The sequence below is a fragment of the Hydrogenophaga sp. Root209 genome, assembly GCF_001428625.1.
Lineage (GTDB): Bacteria > Pseudomonadota > Gammaproteobacteria > Burkholderiales > Burkholderiaceae_C > Hydrogenophaga.
Genome location: NZ_LMIE01000004.1, coordinates 119003 through 136369 on the forward strand (window position 1 = coordinate 119003; position 17367 = coordinate 136369).

General features: G+C 65.3%; 19 protein-coding genes. 12 read left to right on the top strand and 7 right to left on the bottom strand.

All coding sequences use genetic code 11. The features are described from left to right. Nucleotides 1-111 precede the first annotated feature (111 nt). The 7 genes from ASE11_RS04960 to ASE11_RS04990 all read left to right on the top strand — a co-directional run bounded on the left by ASE11_RS04960 (nt 112) and on the right by ASE11_RS04990 (nt 6906). Complete coding sequence (locus tag ASE11_RS04960) at nt 112-1533, top strand: NAD(P)/FAD-dependent oxidoreductase (RefSeq protein ID WP_082585531.1); 1422 nt, start codon at nt 112-114, stop codon at nt 1531-1533. Next, a complete protein-coding gene (locus tag ASE11_RS04965) occupies nt 1530-2345 on the top strand; it encodes a DUF1365 domain-containing protein (protein WP_056267201.1) in 816 nt (271 codons plus the stop codon). The genes ASE11_RS04960 and ASE11_RS04965 overlap by 4 nt, the downstream gene beginning before the upstream one ends. Further along, nucleotides 2342-3571, top strand: coding sequence for an SAM-dependent methyltransferase (locus ASE11_RS04970; protein ID WP_056267204.1), 1230 nt, complete (start codon nt 2342-2344; stop codon nt 3569-3571). Before ASE11_RS04965 ends, ASE11_RS04970 begins: the two co-directional genes overlap by 4 nt. Before the next feature lie 10 nt (nt 3572-3581). After that, the gene (locus ASE11_RS04975) at nt 3582-4157 is read left to right on the top strand and encodes a chalcone isomerase family protein (protein WP_235501194.1); all 576 of its coding nucleotides are present in this window, start codon (nt 3582-3584) and stop codon (nt 4155-4157) included. Continuing rightward, nucleotides 4154-5494, top strand: coding sequence for an MFS transporter (locus tag ASE11_RS04980; RefSeq protein WP_056267211.1), 1341 nt, complete (start codon nt 4154-4156; stop codon nt 5492-5494). Before ASE11_RS04975 ends, ASE11_RS04980 begins: the two co-directional genes overlap by 4 nt. Before the next feature lie 9 nt (nt 5495-5503). Then, nucleotides 5504-6043 carry a DUF3833 domain-containing protein gene (locus ASE11_RS04985; protein WP_056267215.1) on the top strand — a complete coding sequence of 180 codons (540 nt, stop codon included), beginning with the start codon at nt 5504-5506 and terminating at the stop codon, nt 6041-6043. 83 nt (nt 6044-6126) lie between these two features. Next, on the top strand, nt 6127-6906 hold the full coding sequence (locus tag ASE11_RS04990) for an SDR family NAD(P)-dependent oxidoreductase (RefSeq protein ID WP_056267389.1): 780 nt from the start codon (nt 6127-6129) through the stop codon (nt 6904-6906). Nucleotides 6907-6921: 15 nt separating this feature from the next. Here ASE11_RS04990 and ASE11_RS04995 read toward each other — a convergent pair whose 3' ends face one another. Then, entirely contained in the window at nt 6922-7536 is a 615-nt protein-coding gene (locus ASE11_RS04995) for a glutathione S-transferase N-terminal domain-containing protein (protein ID WP_056267218.1), read from the bottom strand. Between the two features lie 111 nt (nt 7537-7647). Here ASE11_RS04995 and purB point away from each other — a divergent pair, with 111 nt between their 5' ends. Next, entirely contained in the window at nt 7648-9084 is a 1437-nt protein-coding gene (gene purB, locus ASE11_RS05000; RefSeq protein WP_056267220.1) for an adenylosuccinate lyase, read from the top strand. Nucleotides 9085-9180: 96 nt separating this feature from the next. On the opposite strand, the gene ASE11_RS05005 is transcribed toward purB, so the two are convergent. Then, nucleotides 9181-9582 (bottom strand): DUF3717 domain-containing protein, encoded by a 402-nt coding sequence (locus ASE11_RS05005; RefSeq protein ID WP_056267224.1) that lies wholly within the window; start codon nt 9580-9582, stop codon nt 9181-9183. A 413-nt stretch (nt 9583-9995) separates the two neighbouring features. On the opposite strand from ASE11_RS05005, the gene ASE11_RS05010 reads away from it, so the two are divergent. Both ASE11_RS05010 and ASE11_RS05015 read left to right on the top strand, forming a co-directional pair. Further along, a complete protein-coding gene (locus ASE11_RS05010) occupies nt 9996-10721 on the top strand; it encodes a TerC family protein (protein ID WP_056267228.1) in 726 nt (241 codons plus the stop codon). Nucleotides 10722-10769: 48 nt separating this feature from the next. Next, complete coding sequence (locus ASE11_RS05015) at nt 10770-11114, top strand: phage holin family protein (RefSeq protein WP_056267233.1); 345 nt, start codon at nt 10770-10772, stop codon at nt 11112-11114. Between the two features lie 24 nt (nt 11115-11138). On the opposite strand, the gene ASE11_RS05020 is transcribed toward ASE11_RS05015, so the two are convergent. Further along, nucleotides 11139-12851: a M48 family metalloprotease gene (locus ASE11_RS05020; RefSeq protein WP_082585532.1), complete on the bottom strand. Its 1713-nt coding sequence runs from the start codon at nt 12849-12851 to the stop codon at nt 11139-11141. Between the two features lie 57 nt (nt 12852-12908). On the opposite strand from ASE11_RS05020, the gene moaC reads away from it, so the two are divergent. Further along, nucleotides 12909-13409 carry a cyclic pyranopterin monophosphate synthase MoaC gene (moaC, locus tag ASE11_RS05025; protein ID WP_056267239.1) on the top strand — a complete coding sequence of 167 codons (501 nt, stop codon included), beginning with the start codon at nt 12909-12911 and terminating at the stop codon, nt 13407-13409. A 176-nt stretch (nt 13410-13585) separates the two neighbouring features. Beyond that, complete coding sequence (locus ASE11_RS26440; RefSeq protein ID WP_235501195.1) at nt 13586-13753, top strand: hypothetical protein; 168 nt, start codon at nt 13586-13588, stop codon at nt 13751-13753. 85 nt (nt 13754-13838) lie between these two features. On the opposite strand, the gene ASE11_RS05035 is transcribed toward ASE11_RS26440, so the two are convergent. The 4 genes from ASE11_RS05035 to ASE11_RS05040 form a co-directional block, all read right to left on the bottom strand. Next, entirely contained in the window at nt 13839-14645 is an 807-nt protein-coding gene (locus tag ASE11_RS05035; protein WP_056267242.1) for a hypothetical protein, read from the bottom strand. Nucleotides 14646-14753: 108 nt separating this feature from the next. Further along, the gene (locus ASE11_RS25210; protein ID WP_082585534.1) at nt 14754-15323 is read right to left on the bottom strand and encodes a pilin; all 570 of its coding nucleotides are present in this window, start codon (nt 15321-15323) and stop codon (nt 14754-14756) included. 344 nt (nt 15324-15667) lie between these two features. Beyond that, nucleotides 15668-16246 (bottom strand): pilin, encoded by a 579-nt coding sequence (locus ASE11_RS25215; RefSeq protein WP_082585535.1) that lies wholly within the window; start codon nt 16244-16246, stop codon nt 15668-15670. 192 nt (nt 16247-16438) lie between these two features. Further along, the gene (locus ASE11_RS05040) at nt 16439-17242 is read right to left on the bottom strand and encodes an MBL fold metallo-hydrolase (protein ID WP_056267244.1); all 804 of its coding nucleotides are present in this window, start codon (nt 17240-17242) and stop codon (nt 16439-16441) included. Nucleotides 17243-17367 lie beyond the last annotated feature (125 nt).

A 17367-nucleotide genomic window follows, 5' to 3' on the forward strand; every position in this document is an offset into this window, starting at 1 on the left:
GAAATCCCGAGGCGCTTCTCCTCCTCCTCCCTCCCTCCCTTGTTCGTTTCGGGGCGCTTCGCAGGCTTTTGTATCCCCACCAGCGACGCTGGCGCGCGCTGAGGTCCGACGATGTACACGGACCTCCACAGCGCTTCCCCGGGCTCGGCTGCGCACACCGCCAGAGTGCCCCGCGTGGCCATCATCGGCTCCGGCATCTCCGGGCTGGCAGCGGCCCACACCTTGCAGGGGCTGGCCGACATCACGCTCTTTGAAGCGGGCGACTATTTCGGCGGACACACCCACACGGTCGACATGACCCTGCCCAATGTGCAGGGCGTGCCCACCACGTTCGGCGTGGACACCGGCTTTCTGGTGCTCAACGAACGCACCTACCCCAACCTTCTCGCGCTGTTCGCGCAGTTGGGCGTGCCCATTGCCAAGTCGGACATGTCGTTTTCGGTGCAGGCCCCCGGCGCGGCTCCTGGCGGTGGCCCGCTGGAGTGGAGTGGCTGCAACCTCTCCACGGTGTTTGCCCAGCGCCGCAACCTCTTGAACCCGCGCTTCCTGCGCATGCTGGCCGACATCGTGCGCTTCAACCGCATCACGACCCGGCTGGCCGAACAGGGCGAAGACTTGCGCGACAACAGCCCGCTGCTGCAACCGCTGGGCGACTTCCTGAAAACCCAGGGCTTCTCCGACGAATTCCGCGACTGGTATTTCCTGCCCATGATGGGCTGCATCTGGAGTTGCCCGACCGACCAGATGCTGGCCTTCCCGGTGGCCACCATGGTGCGCTTCTGCCACAACCACGGCCTGATCCAGGTGACCAACCGACCCCAGTGGTACACGGTGGCGGGCGGCGCTCGCCAGTACGTGCAGAAGATCACCGACAACATCGCCGACAAACGCTTGAGCACGCCGGTGCAGCAGGTGCTTCGCGACGGCCAAGGCGTGCGCGTGGTCACCGCGGGGCAGGTCGAGCGGTTCGACGCCGTCGTGCTGGCCTGCCACAGCGATCAGGCTTTGCGCCTGCTCGGGGGTGAAGCTTCGGCCAACGAACGTGAAGTGCTGGGCGCCATCCGCTACCAGCCCAACCGCGCCGTGCTGCACACCGACCGTTCGGTGCTGCCGAAGAGCGAGCGCGCCTGGGCTGCCTGGAACTACGAGCGCTCGGCGAGCACCAGCGTGGAATCGGCCCGGGTCTGCCTGCACTACCTGCTCAACCGCCTGCAACCACTGCCGGTGGCGCAACCGGTGGTGGTCTCGCTCAACCCGCAGCGCGAGATCGCAGCGCGGCACGTGGTGGGCGAGTACGCCTACGACCACCCGGTGTTCGACCTGGCCGCCATCCGCGCGCAGGCGCGCGTGCCGACCCTGCAGGGCCAGCTCAACACCTACTTCGCCGGTGCATGGACTGGCTACGGATTCCATGAAGACGGCCTGAAGTCGGGCCTGCACGCTGCGCGGGCGCTGATCGATGCACACCGGCTTGCTCCCCGCACGAACCCCGCCGATGCCCAGCGTGCGGCTTTGCCCGGGGTGTTTGCGTGAACACCGCGCCGGTGGCGCAGATCGGATTCGGTCAGGTGCGCCACACCCGCCACCGCCCGCAACGCAACGCCTTCGCCTACCCCACCTATTTTCTGATGCTGCCCATGCGCAGTCTGCGCAACCAGGGCCCCGGCGCGCTGGCGCGCAACCGCGGCGCGGCGCTCAGCTTTCACGATGCGGACCACGGCGATGGCCGCGCCGACAGCCTGCAGTGGCTCGACGAGTTGCTGGGACAACACGGCATCGAAGACGCGCACGGCGAGGTGTGGCTGCACACCTACCCGCGCGTGCTCGGCTACACCTTCAAGCCGGTGAGCTTCTGGTACTGCCATCGGGCCGACGGCACGCTGCGCGCCGTGCTGGCGGAGGTGAACAACACCTTTGGCGAACGCCACTGTTACCTGCTGGATGCGCCGCGCTACGGCCAGCCCAGTGAAGCCACCAAGGTGTTCCACGTCTCACCGTTCTGCCCGGTGCGCGGGCGCTACCGATTCGTTTTCATGCGCAGCGATCACCCGAGCCCGCGCACCGTGGCGCGCATCGACTACTTCGACGATGAGACCCTTGAGCAGCCCCTGCTCAACACCAGCGTGAGCGGCGAATTGCAGCCGCTGGATGCGCGCAGCCTGCGCCGCGCGCTGTGGCTCTACCCCGCCATGACCTTCGGCGTCATGGCCCGCATCCATTGGCAGGCCGTGCGCCTGTGGATCCAACGCGCGCCCTTTTTCCGCCAGCCGCCCGCGCCGGGCGAATTCGTCACCGCCGCTCCCATGCCCGCGACTTCCGTGAACGCCGACCACAGCCACCCATGAACAGCTCCACCGCCTCCACCAGCCCCGCCGGTTTTTCGCTGCCGCGCAACGCACCGGCCGCCGCGCGCACCACGCTGCAACTGCTGCAACGCCTGGTGCACGGCAGCCTCACGCTGCAACTGCCCGACGGCTCGGTGCAGCGCTTCGGCCAGGTCGACGGGCCACACGCAAGCATGAAACTCAACAACTGGAGCGTGTGCTCGGCCGCGCTGAAGTCGGGCGACATCGGTTTTGCCGAAACCTACATTGCCGGCGACTGGACCACCTCCAACCTGCCCGCGCTGCTCTCATTGCTGGTGGCGAACCGACGCGAGGTGGAGGACGTCATTTACGGCTCCTGGCTGGGCCGCTTCGCCTACCGGATCAAGCACCTGCTCAACCGCAACAGCAAGACCAACAGCCGCAGGAACATCCACGCCCACTACGACCTGGGCAACGCGTTCTACGGTCTGTGGCTGGACGACACGATGAACTACTCGTCGGCCTGGTTCGAGAGCCCCGAGCAGACCCTGGAGTCCGCGCAGCATGCCAAGGTGCGCCGCGCACTGCGCATGACCGACGTGAAGCCCGGAGACCGCGTGCTGGAGATCGGCTGCGGCTGGGGTGCGCTGGCCGAGAAGGCCGCCACCGAGTTCGACGCCCATATCACGGGTGTGACCTTGTCCACCGAGCAGCTCGAGTTTGCCCAGGAACGCATGCGGCGCATCGGTCGCGAAGACCGTGCCGACTTGCGGCTGCAGGATTACCGCGACATCAACGACGCACCCTTCGACGCGATCTGCTCGATCGAGATGGTGGAGGCCGTGGGCCGCGAGTACTGGCCCACCTACTTCCAGACCGTCTCGCGCCTGCTCAAGCCGGGCGGCAAGGCTTGCGTGCAAAGCATCGTGATCGACGACGCGCACTTCGAGCGCTACATCAAGGGCACCGACTTCATCCAGCAGTACGTGTTCCCCGGCGGTTGCCTGCCGTGCCCGAGCGAGTTCCGTGCGCAGGCCGCCAAGGTCGGCCTGGAGGTGGTGGACGAACTCGCTTTCGGGCTGGACTACGCACGCACGCTGGCCATCTGGCGCGAACGTTTTCTGCACGAGCAGGAACGCGTGCTGCAACTCGGCTTCGACCAGCGCTTCCTGCGCATCTGGGAGTTCTACCTGGCGTACTGCGAAGCCGCGTTCGAGCAGGGCAGCACCGACGTGGTCCAGTACACCTTGCGCAAGCCCGCCTGAGGCCGACGCCGTGAAACGCCTTGTTCTGCGCACACGCCCGGCGGCCCTCATGCTGGCACTCTGCAGCCTCGCCGGGCTGCCCGCGACCGCACAAACAACACCGCCCGAACCCACGCTGAGCGCGGCCCTGCGGGACAAGACGCCGATGGGCAAGGCACGCCTGCGCTACTGGGGCTTCGACGTGTACGACGCGAGCCTGTGGGCGCTGCCGGGTTTCGACGCCCGCCAGTTCGAGAACCAGCGCTTCGGCCTGGAGCTGGCCTACCTGCGCGACTTCAAGGGCGCCGACATCGCCGAGCGCTCGATCGACGAGATGCAAGGCCTGGCCACCATTGAGCCCGCACAGGCCACGCGCTGGACGCAGGCCATGAGCAGCCTGTTTCCCGACGTGAGGCGCGGTGACCGCATCACTGGTGTGCACGTGCCCGGCAGCGGCGCGCGCTTCTACTTGAACGGCAAACTGCTCGGCGAGGTGGCGGACGACGCCTTCTCGCGCCTCTTCTTCGGCATCTGGCTTTCGCCCAAGACCTCACAACCGCGCATGCGCGAGACGCTGATCCAGGGCCTGGGCGGAACGCCCCGATGAGCCTTGCTCCGGCTTCTGCCCACGAACCAGCCGCGCGCTTCATCGGCGCCGGTGCCTGGCGCCGGGGGGTTGCCTACGGCCTGCTCGGCCTGCCGCTGGCCTTCGTCGCGCTGCCGCTGTATGTGATCCTGCCCAACCACTACGCTCGCGAGTTCGGCGCGCCTCTGGCCCTGCTCGGCCTCGTGCTGCTGGCCGCGCGCCTGGTGGACGCGGTGCTGGACCCCATCATCGGCCGCTGGTGCGACCGCCTGTTCGCCCGCTCGATGGCCGCCGTGCTCGGCGCATCGGCCGTGGCCGCGATGGTGCTCGCACTCGGCCTGTGGGGCCTGCTGTTTCCGCCTTCTTCGGTATGCGAGGCCGGCACCACAGTGCTGCTGTCCTGGGCCGGGCTTTTGATGGCCATCACCTACACCGCCTACAGCGTGGTGGCGGTGGCGCACCAGTCGTGGGGCGCGCGGCTGGGTGGCAACGAGGCGCAGCGCAGTCGCGTGGTCGCGTGGCGCGAAGGCTTGTCGCTGCTGGGCGTGTTGATCGCCGCCGTGCTGCCCACCACGCTGGGCCTGGGTGCCACCGTGTCCACCTTCGCCGTGCTGCTCACGCTCGGCTGGTGGGCCTGGAGTCGATCGGCCGCGCCCATTGCCTTCAAGGCCACGGGGCCAAACCTGCACCTGGGCGCCTCGCCCCTGCGCCAGCCCGCCTTCCTGCGCCTGCTCGCGGTGTTCGTGATCAACGGCACCGCCAGCGCCGTGCCCGCCACGCTGGTGCTGTTCTTCGTGCAGGACCGCCTGCAGGCATCCCCATCGGTGGAGCCCGCTTTCCTGGCCACCTACTTTCTGTGCGCGGCGCTGTCCATCCCGCTGTGGGTGCGGCTGGTGAGCCGCCTCGGGCTGGCGCGCACCTGGCTGGTCGGCATGGCATTGGCCGTGGTGGTGTTCATCTGGGCCGCCTCCCTCGGCGCGGGCGACGTGGTTCCCTTCCTCATCGTGTGCGCGCTCTCAGGCATCGCCCTGGGCACCGACCTCACCCTCCCCAGCGCCATGCTCGCGGGACTCATCGGCCAGCTGGGCGAACGTGGTCAACGCGAAGGTGCTTACTTCGGCTGGTGGAGCTTCGCCACCAAGCTCAACCTGGCCCTGGCCGCCGGCCTGGCGCTGCCCCTGCTCGCGCTGTTCGGCTACGAGCCCGGCGCGCGCGACCCCGCTGCATTGCAAACCCTCACCATCGCCTACTGCCTGCTGCCTTGCGCGCTCAAGCTGCTGGCGGGCGGCGCGCTCTATGCGCTCGTGATCCGCCCCGAACGCGCCGGCCTCGTGCCGCACACCTCCATTCCTTCCTGAGACCATCCCATGCAAAGACGATTGCTGCTCGCCGCCGGCATCACCTCCGCCGCCGCCCTCGCGGGCTGTGCCGGCCCTCAGGTTGGCCAATACGCCAGCGAAAAGCCGGTGCTCGATCTCCGCACCTACTTCAACGGCACGCTCGACGCCTATGGTGTCTTCACCGACCGCTCGGGCGCGGTGGTCAAGCGCTTCACCGTGGTGATGGTCTGCAGCTGGAACGGCGACGACGGCGTGCTGGACGAAACCTTCAACTACAGCGACGGCACCACCGGCAAGCGCATCTGGCGCATGAAGCATCTGGGCAACGGCCGGTTCAGTGGCACGGCCGACGACGTGGTCGGCACCGCGCTGGGCGAGCAGAAGGGCAACGCCTTCCGCTGGGGCTACACCTTGCTGTTGCCGGTGGATGGCAAGACCTACGAAGTGCAGTTCGACGACTGGATGTACCTGATGGACTCGCGCGTGATGCTCAACAAGGCCGAGATGAGCAAGTTCGGCGTGCGCCTGGGCGAGGTCACGCTGTCGTTTGTGAGGCGCGCGACATGAACACGCCGCGCGCCTTCGTCGAAGCGCCGACGCAAGCTGCTGCGGTGGCCACCGGGTCGCGCGGCTTTTCGCTGTTCAAGCCCATGAACCCACCCATCACCGACTGGCGCGGCCTGCGCGTGTGGCTGGTCGGCGCCTCCAGCGGCATTGGTGAGGCCACCGCCTCGGCCCTGCATGCACTTGGCGCGCAGGTGCTGGTGTCCGCCCGCAGCCGCGAAGCGCTGGACCGCTTCGTGCTGAACCACCCACCGCAGCGCGGCGTGGCAGCACAGGCCTGGCCCCTGGACGTGACCGACGCTGCCGCTGTCACGAACACGGCGCGCGAGATCCTGGCGCAAGGACCCATCGACATGGTGCTGTATTGCGCCGGCCACTACCGCGAGATGCGCGTCACCGATATGGACATGGCCGACCTCAAGCGGCACATGGACATCAACTACCTGGGTGCGCTGCACGTGCTCGACGCCATCGTGCCGGCCATGATCGCGCGTGGCCAGGGTCACATCAGCCTCATCAGCAGCGTGGCGGGATTCCGCGGCCTGCCCAAGAGCCTGGCCTATGGCCCGACCAAGGCCGCACTGACCAACCTGGCCGAGAACCTCTACCTCGATCTGGAACCTCTGGGCGTGGGCGTGAGCGTGGTGCACCCGGGCTTCGTGCAGACGCCGCTGACCGCGCAGAACGACTTCACCATGCCCGCGCTGATCACGCCGCCGCAAGCCGCGCAGGCCATGATCAACGACTGGGGCCGGGGTGTGTTTGAAGTGCATTACCCCAAACGCTTCACACGCTGGATGAAGCTTCTGCGCCTGCTGCCTTACCGCGCCTATTTCCCCGCGGTGCACCGGGCCACCGGCCTGTGAGCACCGACGGCGTGCTCAGTCGGGTCTCGTGTCGATGAAGCTCGGGCGTTGGTTCAGCTTTTCGGCCAGACGCGCCAGGTTGGGGTACGGCGTGCGCCAGTCGATCACCGGGAAGCGGAAGTCCAGGTAGCCCAGCGCGCAGCCCACGGCCACGTCGGACAGGCTCAAGTGGATGCCCGAGCAGAACGGCTTCTCGCCCAGGCCCTGGCTCATGCTTTTCAGGCTCGCTTCAATCTTGACCATCTGGCGGTCGATCCAGGCGCTGCAGCGCTCCTGGTCAGCGCGCCCGGGCCAGTTGGATTCGAGGCGGGCGAGGATGGCGGCGTCGAGCACACCGTCGGCCAGCGCTTCCCAGGTTTTCACTTCGGCGCGTTCGCGGCCTTGGGTCGGGATGAGCTTGCCCACCGGTGAAAGCGTGTCGAGGTATTCGACGATCACGCGGGAGTCGAATACCGCCTCGCCACCTTCCATGACCAGACAGGGCACCTTGCCCAGCGGGTTGGAGGTGCCGATCTGCGTGTCGGCCGACCACACGTCTTCCTGGACAAAGTTGTAGTCCAGCTTTTTCTCGGCCATGACGACGCGCACTTTGCGCACGTAAGGGCTGGTGATGGCGCCGATGAGTTTCATGGAGGACTGATGGGTGAAGACGGTTGCCCGTGGGAACGCGATTTTAGCCAGCCCGGCCCCCGCGCCACCTGACAGGGCCCATCAAAAGTCCCGGCCTCCTACAATCGCCGGATGCGCCCGACCACCCCCTCTCCCTCCGCCGCCGCCCCCTCGGCTGCTGCCGCCTCTGCCGCCCTGTCACCCATTTCCGCCCTGTCCCCGCTGGACGGCCGGTATGCCGGCCGCCTGGGCCAGTTGCGCCCGTTCATGAGCGAACTGGGCTACATGCACCGCCGCGTCCAGGTGGAAATTGCCTGGTTCATCGCGCTGTCGGACGCCGGCCTGGCCGAATTCAAGCCGCTGTCGCCCGGCGCGCGCACCTACCTCATGGGTCTGGCGAAAAACTTCAGCGAAGCCGACGGCCAGGCCATCAAGGACATCGAGAAGGTAACCAACCACGACGTCAAGGCGGTGGAGTACTGGATCAAGTCCAAGTTCGAGGCGCGGCCCGAGCTGGAGAAGGCCGCCGAATTCGTGCATTTCGCCTGCACCAGCGAAGACATCAACAACACCAGCCACGCGCTGCAGCTCAAGGGCGGACGCGACGCCGTGCTGTTGCCCGCACTGGATGCAGTGATCATCAAGCTGCGCGAGATGGCCCACGCCTTCGCCGCCGTGCCCATGCTCAGCCGCACCCACGGCCAGACCGCCAGCCCCACCACGGTGGGCAAGGAAATCGCCAACGTCGTGGTGCGCCTGGCCGCCGCGCGCGACAAGATCGTCAGTGTGAAACTGCTGGGCAAGATGAACGGCGCGGTAGGCAACTACAACGCCCACCTGAGCGCCTGGCCCGACTTTGACTGGGAAGCCTTCAGCCGCAACGTGATCGAGCAGCCGGAGCCGCTCGGTCTGGGTCTGACCTTCCAGCCCTACAGCATCCAGATCGAGCCGCACGACTACATGGCCGAGCTGTTTGATGCCATTGCGCGCACCAACACCATCCTGATCGACCTCTCGCGCGACATCTGGGGCTATGTGAGCCTGGGCTATTTCAAGCAGCGTTTGAAGGCGGGCGAGATCGGCTCGTCGACCATGCCGCACAAGGTCAACCCGATCGACTTCGAAAACGCCGAAGGCAATCTGGGCCTGTCCAACGCTCTCCTGCGCCACCTCAGCGAGAAGTTGCCCATCAGCCGCTGGCAGCGCGACCTGACCGACTCCACCGTGCTGCGCAACATGGGCGTGGCGCTGGGCTACGCGGTGCTGGCCTATCACTCGATGGGCGTGGGCTTGGGCAAGCTGGAGCTCAACGAAGAAGCGCTGGCTGACGACCTGGACCAAGCGTGGGAAGTGCTGGCAGAGCCGATCCAGACCGTCATGCGCCGCTACGGCGTGTCAGGCGCCTACGAAAAGCTCAAGGAAGTCACGCGCGGCAAGACCGTGACGGCCGAGGCCTTGCACGGTCTCATTCGCAGTCTCGAGATTCCGGAATCGGAGAAGGAACGGCTGCTGGCGATGACGCCGGGCAGCTACACCGGCAAGGCCACCGAGCTCGCCAAGAGGGTCTAGGAAAAGGGCCCCCACGCTCCGCCGCTGCGCGGGGCGCTGCCCCCCAAGGGGGCTGAGCCTGCCTTGGGGCGGCCCGGCGGCAGTCTCGGTGCTCCCTCAGCGCGCCCGCTCTGCGTAGCGGTTGAAGCGCCAGGCGTCGTCTTCGATGGTGATGCGCCGCCAGCTGGCGCGTTTCTCGCCAGGCGTCATCTCCGTCCAACGCTGCACTTCATCAAAGGTGCGCCCGCAGCCCTTGCACACCTCGTCGCCCTGGCTGGTGGAGCAGATGGCGATGCAGGGCGTGTCGGGCGTGGTGTCGTACCAGGCCAGCCAGGCCTCTCGCGCGGCGGCCGGCAAGGTCGCCTCGTCGGCCTCGGTCTCGCGGAAAAACACCATCAAGGCATACACCTCGGCCAGGGCACGCGTGGGCTTGGCCAGCGAGATGCCGTCAGGCGAGGGTGAGCGCTCACGCCAGTGATTGATCGCGGCTTCGATGTCGGTGATGTGGATGCCGGCCATGGGGGGTCTCTTGAGGGAGGCCGATCATAGCCAGATTGGCTGGGTCCGGAGCGCTGCGCGGGCGATCACGCACCGGGCGCTGTGGGAAGTGCGTATCGCGGCCAACAGGCGCAGGCCGGTACAATCGCGGGCTTCGAAGGGGAGTAGCTCTCCGCTCCAGCGCAACATGGCCTCGTGCCCGACCGCTGGACATTCGGTTTGTCGTCAATACGAAGCCCCCGACTTCCGGCAACCCGGGCTTGGTGACCTTGTCACCCGGTCGAGCAAGACCTTTGATGGACTCTCCGGGTCGATCAAGGCACTGTTCTCCCCCTTCGCAAGCGCAGCGCGCCCGCAGGCGAGAAAGACAGGCGCCAGTCGACCACGAGATGTCTCACGCCTTGCTCTTTTGAACATACGACAACGAGGAATTTATGGATTTCCTGACATCGCCTGCGTTCTGGATCGCCCTCGGGCAGATCATCATGATCGACATCCTGCTGGGCGGCGACAACGCGGTCGTGATCGCGCTCGCCTGCCGCAAGCTGCCACCCGCGCAACGCACCAAGGGCATCATCTGGGGCACCGCCGGCGCCATCGTCCTGCGCGTCATCCTGATCTTTTTCGCCATGACGCTGCTGGCCCTGCCGTGGCTCAAGTTCGTCGGCGCGCTGTTGCTCGTGTGGATCGGTATCAAGCTGATCGCCCCGGACGAGGACGGTCATGGCGATGTGGCCACCAGCGACAAACTGCTGGCCGCCATCAAGACCATCATCGTGGCCGACCTGGTGATGAGCGTGGACAACGTCATCGCCATTGCCGGCGCCGCCCAGAACGCCGGCGAACACTCGCTGTTGCTGGTGGTCCTGGGTCTGCTGATCTCCATCCCGATCATCGTCTGGGGCAGCCAGCTGGTCATCAAGCTCATGGCGCGCTTCCCGATCATCATCACGGCCGGCGGCATGCTGCTGGGCTGGATCGCCGGCGGCATGCTGGTGTCCGACCCAGTCCTGGCCAATCCGGACAGGTGGCAGTGGATGCTCAAACTCCCGCAGAACGACATGGTGAAGTACGGCGCTTCGGTCGCTGGTGCCCTGTTGGTGCTGGCCATCGGCAAGATGGTGGCGGCGCGCCAGGCCAAGACGGCAGAGGTTCACTGAAAGCTCCCCCCGCTGCGCCATGCCCTGCGGCGCTGCTATGCTGACTGCATGAAACTCATCGTCAAATGGCTGTTGGCAGCCTGCGCCCTGCTGCTGGTGGCCTACCTCTACCCGGGTGTGCAGATCCAGAGCTTCACCGCCGCGCTCATTGCCGCGGCGGTGATCGGTTTGTTCAACGTGGTGCTGCGCCCGGTGCTCGTGATCCTCACGCTGCCGGTGACCGTGATCACCCTGGGCCTGTTCCTGTTCGTGATCAACGCCCTGTTGTTCTGGGCCGCAGCCAGCCTCATGAACGGCTTTGGCGTCAACGGCTTCTGGGCCGCGATGCTGGGCTCGCTGATCTATTCCGCGCTCATGCTGGTGGTGGACGCGGCGGTCAAAGCCATCCTCTGATCCACGTCAGGGCAGCAAGTCCGCTCAGCGCTTGCTGGCCTCTTCCTCAAGCACGCTCTCGCGCAACAGCGCTTCCACATCGCGTCGGCGGCTGTCCACAATCGCCAGCTCCATCGAGTCGGCATTGCGCTGGGCCGCCGGCAAGGATTGCGCCGCCCGGAAACGGTCCACGGCGCCCGCGTAGTCGAGCTGGGCTGCACGGGCCTCGGCCTCGGCCCGCACCGCGCGCAACGACTGCCCCTGGGCCTGATAAGCCCGCGCCAAGGTCTGCCAGGCCAGCGCGTCGCGCGGCTGCAGCACCACCCAGCTTTGCAGACGGCCCACCGCCCGCTGCGGCTCCCCGGATGCAATCGCGGCCTGCGCGCCGAGCATGACGCCGGCACGCGAAGCGCTGCCCAGAGAGCGGTCCCGCAACTCGGCCAACAAAGTGGTCTGCGCCGGTGTCGCAGGCGTTGTGGCCGGCGACAACAGCAGCTCCAGCATCAAGGCATCGGCCACAAACCGGGCGTCGGGTGTCACCGTATCGCGCAGCTTCTGCGCCAGCTCCAGAGCGCGGTCGCGCTGACCCAAGCGCGAGGCCGACAACGCGGCCGCGTAACGTTCGCCCGGCGTGGCATTGGGGCCCTGTCCAATCTGCAACCAGCCGCGCATGCGGTCGGGCCCGTTTTCGGCCAGCACCCGGGCGCGGGCGGACATGAGGGTGTGCACCGCCACGCTCGGGCCAGGCCGCCCAGCCACTGCGGGCAGGCTGGTGCCACCCGAGCCGAAGCCGGGCAGATCCAGCTTGAGGCCCACCCCGCCAGCAGGCGCAGCAGGGCTCGACGCGGTCGCGGGGTTGGTCGCCGGCGCAGTCGCAACAGGCCCTTGCGGCAGTCGCGCCCGCATGTCGGCGATCCGCTCGCCACTCAGCGGGTGGCTGCGCAGATAGGGAAATGAGCCGTCGTCGTTCAGCCGCGCAGCCTGCTGCAGCTTGTCGAACATCGTCACAAAACCCTGGCCGTCGAAGCCGGCACCCGAGAGCACCCCGAAGCCCACACGGTCGGCCTCACGCTCCATGTCGCGCGAGAAGTTCAATTGCGACTGCGCGGCCACCGCCGTGCCACCCGCGATGGCCGCGCTAGCCACCTGCGGGTTCGACCCGGCCGCCAAGGCGCCCAGGATCATCGCGCCCATCATCCAGGGCGCCATGCGCTCCTCGCGCGTCATCAGGCGCGCGATGTGCCGCTGCGACACGTGGCTGAGCTCGTGCGCCAGCACCGAGGCCACCTCTTCCGGCCGCTCGGTCACCGCCAGCAGGCCCAGGTTCACACCCAGATAACCACCCGGCAAGGCAAACGCATTGACCGTGCGCTCGCGCGAAATCATCAGCTCCCAGGCCATGCGCTCGGCCAGCTCCGGCGGCACGTCACCCCGCGCACGCGCCGAGCCCAGCAGGGGCTGCCACAGCGCCTGCAGGTAGTCCACCAGCAACGGGTCGTCCAGGTAATCTGGATCCTGGTAGATCGACCGCGCAATCCGGTCACCCAGTCGGCGCTCCGCCGAAATCGACATGCCTTCGGCGCCGCCCAGGCCGGGCAGGGCAGAGGCATTGGTCGAGTCGGGCATGCCCTGTGCGCTGGACAGGGCGGTCGGCAACAGCGTCGCCGAGGCCAGCATGAGCGCGACCACGGCCGAGGGCCGAAGCCGGCGCGGGGGCGTCAGGGTTGCCGGCCGTGCGGCAGAGGGAGTGAAACGCATCGCCGTATGATGCCGCCAAGCCGCTCCGGTTCAGTCAAGCACGTGCAAAACACACCCATGTCCGTTACAAATCAGCCCCCATCCGGCACGCTCACCCACTTTGATGCGCAGGGTCAGGCCCACATGGTCGACGTGGGCGACAAGGCCAACACCCGCCGCGTGGCCGTGACCGAAGGCCGCATCACCATGCTGCCCGAGACCCTGGCGCTGATCCAGGCCGGCAACGCCAAAAAAGGCGACGTGCTCGGCATCGCTCGCATCGCGGGCATCCAGGCGGCCAAGAAGACCAGCGACCTCATCCCCCTGTGCCACCCGATCGCCCTGACCCGCGTGGCTGTGGAGTTCGAGATCGAGCCCGCCACCCACAGCGTGCTGTGCCGCGCCACCGCCGAATGCACCGGCCAGACCGGCGTGGAAATGGAAGCCCTGTCTGCTGTGTCGGTGGCGCTGCTCACTATTTACGACATGTGCAAGGCGGTGGATCGGGGGATGGTGATTGGGGGGGTGCGGTTGATGGAGAAGAGTGGGGGGAAGAGTGGGCGGTTTTTGGCGGAGTGAAAAACCGGCACTGCGCAATCAAAGCGCCTTCGATTTGCGTAACGCTGACTTGGATTTTCGCCGTTTGATGAACTGCACGCCCGGCGCGATGTCATCCAGACGCTCAGTCAACGGTACGGAGCACGCCGCATTCGCGTGCTCGACTCACTCGTCGGGAAGAGCTCCCAGGCTGCGATGTGGATTTTCTGGTGGACTTTCGGCGCGACAACGACCTGTTCGCTCAGCGCATGCCGCTGACCGATCAACTGGCCTTGCTCCTCGATCGCCGTATCGAACTGGTGCCAAAACAGGAGCTCAGCCGCTATATCCGCGCGCGCGTCTTGCGGGAAGTGGTGGATCTGTGAACAAATCGTGGCCAGCGGAAAAGTAGTGGGTTTCCTGCGGCGCTGTGAATCTCGTCGAGGTCGCCGAGGCTGTGCCCTGCCAGGATCAATCAAAACCATCGACTGGCACGTGCCCGACGATTTCACCTGACGTGTCAAGCAAGACCACCCAACCTATATCCTTGCTTGAAGTCAAAGGCAGGTAATACAGATTGTCCACTTTGTGCCTTGTGCGTTCGGCAGCCTCATGGATTTCGTCGATTTGCTTAGGCCGTTTGCCAATCAGTTCGGCCAAAGGTTTGGCTTTTTGGCGCAAGGCAGTTTTCACCTTGTCATCGAAGGGGCTCCACCAATTAGGGCGCATCGCCTGCGTGACGCCTTGAATCGACTGCTCAACACTGCTTAGGTATTCCTGTGGGGATGTTGATTGACGAAGGCCCACTCGAATTACCCCGGCCCAAGGCAATGTTTGCAGTTGTTGCGGAGCTTGGCCGAGAAATTCTGTTTGCACCTCGTTCGCCGTGACGACGAACAGTCGATCCACTTCGAAGGCAAGAACTACAGGTCGCGCTTCATAAACCGACCAAAGCCCGTAGCCCAATGCGCTCAATTGAATGAGCGCGATCAAAGTGAGGTCCACCCATCGCTCGCGCCTCGTCTTCCGTGGGCTCGCCAATACAAATGTCAGCATCGGGCCACAAACCAAGTCCACAGCCACCACGACTCCAAAGATGGCAGCAACACCCAACATCTGGCGCCAAGGAGCTGGGTACCAAGCGAGAAAAACCAAGCTGGCCGCCAAGGCCACCGCAATGGCGCTGACCACAAAATGCCCCAACGCCCAACGCGTTGCGAAGCGCAAACGTGCCATGTTTGACAGCGTGATTCCTTGAGCTGCGTTTCGAATTGTCATGATGATTCAAAGCGGTAACACGAAGTGGCAAACCTTGATATACGCTCGTCCCTGTCGATGAGGGAAGGGCCTTGAACGGACTCCTGCGCATCAGGTGACCAAGCACGACTATCGGCACTCCGCTGGTGCAAAACGAACTGGCAATGTTGGAGCGCCAGCCACAGGCAGCGCGAGTCGGGCACCTACTCCAGCAGCGTAGCAATCCCATCTTAGGTTGACAGTTGCGGGCGTGCTGCCGGTGGCAGTGCCAACCAAAGCTGTGCCATTGTCAGTCACATTCAACACAAGGCGGTTCGTTGCGGCCGGTTGCACGACGGGCGAGTATCCAATGGAGACGTGGCCCGCAGTCTGCGATATGCCAACCCCAAGACTATTTGCTGTGGTGAAGGCCAAGTTGAGTTCAGCCACGGTACATCCCCCGGGTATTGCGCAGGCTGTCGCCCCGACCGAGCGGGCCGCCACGGTACCAGCATACTCCGCGCCGAACGCATTGCTGGCGGCATTGTTCTCGACCACAGCCAGCTTGGCCGCAACCGCGAGTGCCAAGCCTTCTGTCACACGCGCGCGCACGGTGTAGTCCTGATACGCGGGAAGAGCGACAGCGGCCAGAATGCCAATGATGGCTACCACAATCATCAGTTCGATCAGGGTGAAACCGCGTTGTAGTGAGTGCTTCATGGTCGGATCGTTGTTTGAAGGAATAGAGGGCGGGACAGTGGAATCCTCGCAAGGAGCGGACCAAGCTCGTGATGCAATGCTCTGAGCAGTTTGTCACGCTCTTTTGGATGACAACAACCAAAAAGTGTCATGGCTCCTCACAAACATATCAACTCTTGTCTTGACTCATCGACGCACGCAACCCCCCTAGCGGCAGCGCGCCCACCGTTGCTAGTAGCATCTATCGCTTCGGCGGTGCGCACGCATGAACAGTGGACGTCCAGTTCGCTCGCGTTCGTAGCTTGCAACACCAAAACAAAAAAAGAGCGCTAGAGCGCTCTTTTTTTGTAGACCGGTCGTTTAGATCAACGGCATTCTGCAGGGGCAAAACGAACTGGCAGAGTCGGGCCAGCAGCACCACCAGTCACTGCAGCAGTGGCGCGGGTTGCAACACCAGCCGCATAGCAATCCCAGCGCAGGTTTACAGCCGCCGGGGTGCTAGCCGTTGCAGTACCACCTGCGAGCGCTGCTCCGTTTGCGGTGACGTTCAGCACGAGTAGGCTCGTGGCTGCTGGTTGCACTGCAGGCAGAAAACCGATGGTAATGTTGCCGGTTTCCAGATCAATCCCGATGCCTGCGGCGCCAGCATCGAATGCCGTGTTGAGTTCTGCCACAGTACATGCACCAGCTGCCACACACGTAGTGGCGCCCACCGACCGCGTAGCCACAGTGCCGCCGTAGCCTGCACCGAACGCATTGCCGTTGGCATTGTTTTCACCGACAGCCAGCTTGGCGGCGCCTGCAAGGGAAAGACCTTCCGTTACGCGAGCACGAACCGTGTAGTCCTGATAAGCCGGCAGAGCCACAGCAGCCAGAATACCGATGATGGCCACCACGATCATCAGTTCGATCAGGGTGAAACCTTTTTGCATGGAACGCTTCATTGAGAAAACTCCTTGGGGGTTTGGGTTGGGAACGCATGTCTATGAGCAGACGGCGTGCCAACTCGAACTGGGGTATTTTCCGCATCCTTTTTCACGCTTAACCGCCCCTCAGTGACGGTTTGTGACATCTGGTCGGCTGTTGACCGACATTTTTTGTCACCCTCAACGACAAGAACCGTTTTTGTCACCTCCTTAGAGGTCGAACGTCTGCCCCGCGCTGAGCCAACGGATGTCGTGGTGGATGGTGCCCGCACTCTGCGGCGCATCATCGAAGCGGCGGATCTCGTCCATGATCAGCCCGGTTTCGGCAGGCTTGGTGTGGGTGATGTAGATGGGATAGTGCTGGCTGTGGTCGATCTGCGCCAGTTCCTCGGCCAACAGGCCTGGCGCCAGATGCAGACTGCGCCGGGCGAGGGCTTCTTCGCGGTCGCTGAAGGCGGTCTCGATGACCAACAGGGCTACGGGCAATTGGTTGACGCGCTGCCAGAAGGCGGGGTTGCGTCCGGTGTCGCCGCTGAACACCCAGTGGCCCGATGGCGAGGCGGCGGCAAAGCCCACCGCAGGCACGGTGTGCACGGCCGGCAGCACTTCGACCGCCTTGCCACACACCTGCAACACCTCTCCCACGGCAATGGGCACGAAGCGCATGAGCGGGCGTTCGGCACTGGGGATGGCGGAGAAGTCGGGCCAGATCAGGTTATTGAAGATGTGGGCCTTGAGGGCAGCGATGGTGCCGGGCAAGGCGTGCACTTGCAGGGGCCGCGCGCCTGCGGACAGTCGGCGGGCAGCCACGGCGTCCAGCATGAGGGGAAGCGACGCCACATGATCCAAGTGCGAGTGCGTCAGCAGCACGTGGTCGACTTGCGCCATCTCGTCCAGGGTGAGGTCACCCACGCCGGTGCCGGCGTCGATCAGAACGTCGTGGTCGAGCAGGAACGAGGTGGTGCGGCAACCATGGGCAATGGCTCCGGAGCACCCCAGCACGCGTACCCTCATTGGCTGTTTGGCATGGTGTGGCCGGCCGAGCCGGTCCTGGGTTGCGAGGCTTGAATCGATTCGATGGATGTGTCACGCCGTCCCACGCGGGATCCGGCGGCAACTGCCTGCGCGAGGCTACCTTT

Excerpts from the sequence above, each read along its gene's own strand:
- ASE11_RS04960 (WP_082585531.1), top strand. The coding sequence starts at position 112 with ATGTACACGGACCTCCACAGCGCTTCCCCGGGCTCGGCTGCGCACACC.
- ASE11_RS04970 (WP_056267204.1), top strand. The coding sequence starts at position 2,342 with ATGAACAGCTCCACCGCCTCCACCAGCCCCGCCGGTTTTTCGCTGCCG.
- ASE11_RS04980 (WP_056267211.1), top strand. The coding sequence starts at position 4,154 with ATGAGCCTTGCTCCGGCTTCTGCCCACGAACCAGCCGCGCGCTTCATC.
- ASE11_RS04985 (WP_056267215.1), top strand. The coding sequence starts at position 5,504 with ATGCAAAGACGATTGCTGCTCGCCGCCGGCATCACCTCCGCCGCCGCC.
- ASE11_RS04990 (WP_056267389.1), top strand. The coding sequence starts at position 6,127 with ATGAACCCACCCATCACCGACTGGCGCGGCCTGCGCGTGTGGCTGGTC.
- ASE11_RS04995 (WP_056267218.1), bottom strand. The coding sequence starts at position 7,536 with ATGAAACTCATCGGCGCCATCACCAGCCCTTACGTGCGCAAAGTGCGC.
- purB (WP_056267220.1), top strand. The coding sequence starts at position 7,648 with ATGCGCCCGACCACCCCCTCTCCCTCCGCCGCCGCCCCCTCGGCTGCT.
- ASE11_RS05005 (WP_056267224.1), bottom strand. The coding sequence starts at position 9,582 with ATGGCCGGCATCCACATCACCGACATCGAAGCCGCGATCAATCACTGG.
- ASE11_RS05010 (WP_056267228.1), top strand. The coding sequence starts at position 9,996 with ATGGATTTCCTGACATCGCCTGCGTTCTGGATCGCCCTCGGGCAGATC.
- ASE11_RS05015 (WP_056267233.1), top strand. The coding sequence starts at position 10,770 with ATGAAACTCATCGTCAAATGGCTGTTGGCAGCCTGCGCCCTGCTGCTG.
- ASE11_RS05020 (WP_082585532.1), bottom strand. The coding sequence starts at position 12,851 with ATGCGTTTCACTCCCTCTGCCGCACGGCCGGCAACCCTGACGCCCCCG.
- moaC (WP_056267239.1), top strand. The coding sequence starts at position 12,909 with ATGTCCGTTACAAATCAGCCCCCATCCGGCACGCTCACCCACTTTGAT.
- ASE11_RS05035 (WP_056267242.1), bottom strand. The coding sequence starts at position 14,645 with ATGACAATTCGAAACGCAGCTCAAGGAATCACGCTGTCAAACATGGCA.
- ASE11_RS25210 (WP_082585534.1), bottom strand. The coding sequence starts at position 15,323 with ATGAAGCACTCACTACAACGCGGTTTCACCCTGATCGAACTGATGATT.
- ASE11_RS25215 (WP_082585535.1), bottom strand. The coding sequence starts at position 16,246 with ATGAAGCGTTCCATGCAAAAAGGTTTCACCCTGATCGAACTGATGATC.
- ASE11_RS05040 (WP_056267244.1), bottom strand. The coding sequence starts at position 17,242 with ATGAGGGTACGCGTGCTGGGGTGCTCCGGAGCCATTGCCCATGGTTGC.